1 protein-coding gene and 2 pseudogenes are annotated in these 3454 nt (G+C 51.4%); 1 reads left to right on the plus strand and 2 read right to left on the minus strand.

The genetic code is table 11. The features are described 5' to 3' along the window. Window positions 1-839 precede the first annotated feature (839 nt). Window positions 840-998: pseudogene (locus ACR0DH_RS20175) on the minus strand (integrase core domain-containing protein); the annotation flags it as partial. 606 nt (window positions 999-1604) lie between these two features. After that, on the minus strand, window positions 1605-2702 hold the full coding sequence (locus tag ACR0DH_RS20180) for a Hint domain-containing protein (RefSeq protein WP_480551862.1): 1098 nt from the start codon (window positions 2700-2702) through the stop codon (window positions 1605-1607). Between the two features lie 435 nt (window positions 2703-3137). Here ACR0DH_RS20180 and ACR0DH_RS20185 point away from each other — a divergent pair. Further along, window positions 3138-3454: pseudogene (locus tag ACR0DH_RS20185) on the plus strand (helix-turn-helix domain-containing protein); the annotation flags it as partial.

Below are 3454 nucleotides of genomic sequence, written 5' to 3' on the forward strand. Positions count from 1 at the left end.
GCAACCCGCTACGACAGGTGCCCCAAGGTCTTCTTGTCCGCAATCGCACTCGCAGCACTCGTCATATACTGGCTATGAGTCCTGACCCTAGAACCAATGCCTCCCGGCCCATTGGATGTCCCGGCTGTGCTGTGTATTAGCGGTCCAGTCTGACTTGAGGCGTTGAAGTTGTCCCATATCCAACCATTGGCACCAGTATCAAAACTGATTATCTCCGTTGACGATGCTACCTGAGCGTAACCGCTTTCAAAGCTAGCAAGAAGGATTGGTATTGCTAAACAAGTTCGGGAGACCAGACCGAGGAAGATCCATTGGTAGGTTTTGGAGTGGGATTGAGGAGTCATTAAGGGACATTTCTCTGAACGTGATTGTATCACCTTCAAGCGTGACCTTAAAAAGATCTCGCGAGCAGGTGAGCATTGGCGGTGTTTTATTGAGAGGAGCGTTTCGTGCGCCCCCCCGAGCAAACTAGTGATTTTGCTTCGCACCATTACAACTGACCGCGGGAGGCTGCGCGCGATACCGCCAGCGGTGTCCGCTACTTTCGCCAGACAGCCACCTCGCGTTTTGGTGAAGATCAAATGATCCTGCCCCTTTTCTTAGTTGCACCACGCGCATCCACTCCATTCGCATTATCCCACTCGCTTCACAGCCGCAGAGACCCCCGCGTTTAGAAGTTGAGTGGGGCCTTTGCCGCAAAGCTTTTTTTCGGAGGGGTAAGTACTGCATAAATATAGAATGCGCCCAATTCGGCATTTCAGTTATCGAAACCCTTACCGATTTGTCCGGGGCAAAAGTCCTGTGAGCAGCCTTGTCCGACTGGTCCAATTTGATTGTTGGTGCATCGTCGGTATGTGATCCATCGGGATGATGGTTTCCGGCACTGGCGGACAATAGCCTAGTGCATAGTGGGGCCGCTTTGTATTGCAGCGTCTCATCCATTGTTCGATCAGAATTTGAGCTTCGCATAGGCTGTCGAAGTTTTCTCCGTTGCTCAGCGGTCATTGGCACGTTTCGTGGGTTCCCAATTCACCACTTGGACATCCAGCCTTCAGAGGCCGATCTAAGTGAATTCTTCACATCATCAGAAACGGGTGCTGTTTCGAGTGGCTACGTTCTTGCAATAATATCATCAGCGCACCCCGAGAATCCTTCATCATGCACCGTCGCGGCGTACCGCATAGTGCATCAGTCTCCGAATGGTGAGCTCGGCATGGTGGCCAAGAGCAACACGTTGATTACCGAAGCCACGCGTCCGTTGTTTTGGAACCTGAGAACACTGACGATCTTCCAGACCTCTTGCAGAGGTATTCCGCAATAACGACGCGCCGTTACCCGGTGTAAGCTTGAAAATATGTGGTTCCGTGAAGGGCGACGTCGCTCCTGGAATCACACGAGTTGCTTTCGATCGAATGGAGTTGACAGCAGGGCCCAGCTTATTCCGTACCTGAGGCAGGTGAGTGTCTTTTGGATTGAAACGGTCGTGATCTACGCGAGGCAAACGGCTCAGATTGGTTTTTGACAGAGCAGGGCACACGGGTACGCCCGCTTAGGGTTTGATGACAATTATGTCTCACCGAGAACTGAGACCTGTTTGTGTTGCATCATCTTTGAGACGGTGAAAGTGGCTTTTTATTTTTGACATGTCGCGCCACCAGTCTTTTGTTTTGCTTACCTGAAGGAATGAAGCGCGCAGCTTGCGGTGCAAAGCTCCGCTCAGCCAACTGAGGAAAGATAGTTAGAATCTCTTCCAGAGCCAATTGGTTCAAAGAGCTTAGTGCTTCTGGACCCGTGTACAAGCTTTCCGTAGGAGCGCCTTCTGCGTAAATTATCTCGTGCTGGTCAAAAAGAAGATGGAAGTACTCCACGCTGTCGGTTGCCTCGTCAATAAATACTCCGGGCAAACCAGTTAAGTGGATGGCAGGGAGCAAAACCTGCTCAACCCCAAACATTCGTTCAGCAATCTTAGATTTCACCAGCATTCGGTGTTGCCGTGAGACCAGTAAATCGACATTCGGAAGCCCATTCCCCAATGCGCCAGCCAAAATTCGTACCGGCAGCAGCTTCTGATTTTGGCTCAAGTCTCCGATTGCCAACTTACGACACCCAATCCACCTAATTGGCTGAAATCCCCGCTCAAAAGTCGCAACATGATCTTCTACACGGAGTTGCTCAATTGGCTTCTCACCACCAAGCACAGCAATTCTTGTTCCGGCAGTGAAACAGGGCACCAAGCTGCCTGCATCAATTGGCGGCTGCCCCAAAGACCCTGGGCCTTCGGCTGCCGAGATTACTTCAAGGGCTATTCCGCGCGGTGGAAAGCTCCCAACAAACGCAAGACCTTCAACAGTTCCGAATGAAGGCGACGAGTTGAAAACATTGACCCCTAAAACCTGATAGGTTTCACCAGTGGTATTGTCTCGGAGGACGAACTGGTATTCGGCTTCGATGCGCGTTCCGTCCGCATACAAAATCCCGTCCAGTGTTTGCGCACCATTCAACGTTTGATTGCCATCATTGTCGTCGAAATTGGTGTCGCTTCCTCCGTCCGAGATATTCAGAGTGGTAAGTGGTCCCGAGCCTAGCGTAATGAACTCTCCCACAAGATGAGAGCCGTCTCCTTGGGTTATTCCATCCAACCCAATCCCACCAGTGATTGAGACCTGGCTTTCAGTAAGAACGGAAACGGAATAGTCTGCCATAAGCTTCTCGTTTGACTGATGAGGCGATAGCATTTTTTACGCTACATAGGAATCCTATGTCTCGCGCCAGCTAGTCATACGTTGCAAATTTGGTCCGATTTCGCCTCCAAACAGCTCTAACCGGTACACGAGTGCGCCTGGGAATGCGCTAATACGCTTCCTGTTTTCCGGATGGGGTTAGTGGGGCGACACACCGAACTAATTAACCCCCTCAAATCCAGTTGGAAAAACCAGAACATCCCTAAATAATAGTATGCCGCCCACGACTAGACCCGCCGAGGCGGTCCGGCTCTTGGTACTGCGGTTGCTCAGAAAAAGCAAGATCGCGCCCTCTCGGCAGCATGCTTTGCATGCGCCTGTCAGGTGACAGATGGGGACGACGATGAATGAGATATCTATCACTCGGCATTCGCTGCTTGCAGCGATGAAAGGGCCGCATCCGAAAAACTGGAGATCATCCGCCTCGTCGAAGGTTCGCATCTCCCAACCAAGCGCATTTTCGAAAAGCTGAGCATCCCGAAGACCACCTTCTATCGCTGGTACGACCAGTATCTGTCGGGTGGTCCTGAGGCGCTTGAGGATCGCAGTTCCAAGCCATCACGGGTCTGGAACCGCATTCCGCTGTCAATGCGTGAGAAGATCAATGACCTGGCTCTGAAGGAAAGCAATCTGACGCCGCGTGAGTTGGCTGTTCGCTTTACCGACACAGAAAAGTACTTCGTGTCAGAGGATTCGATCTATCGCATCCTCTA

This window comes from Ruegeria sp. I1, from assembly GCF_056532675.1.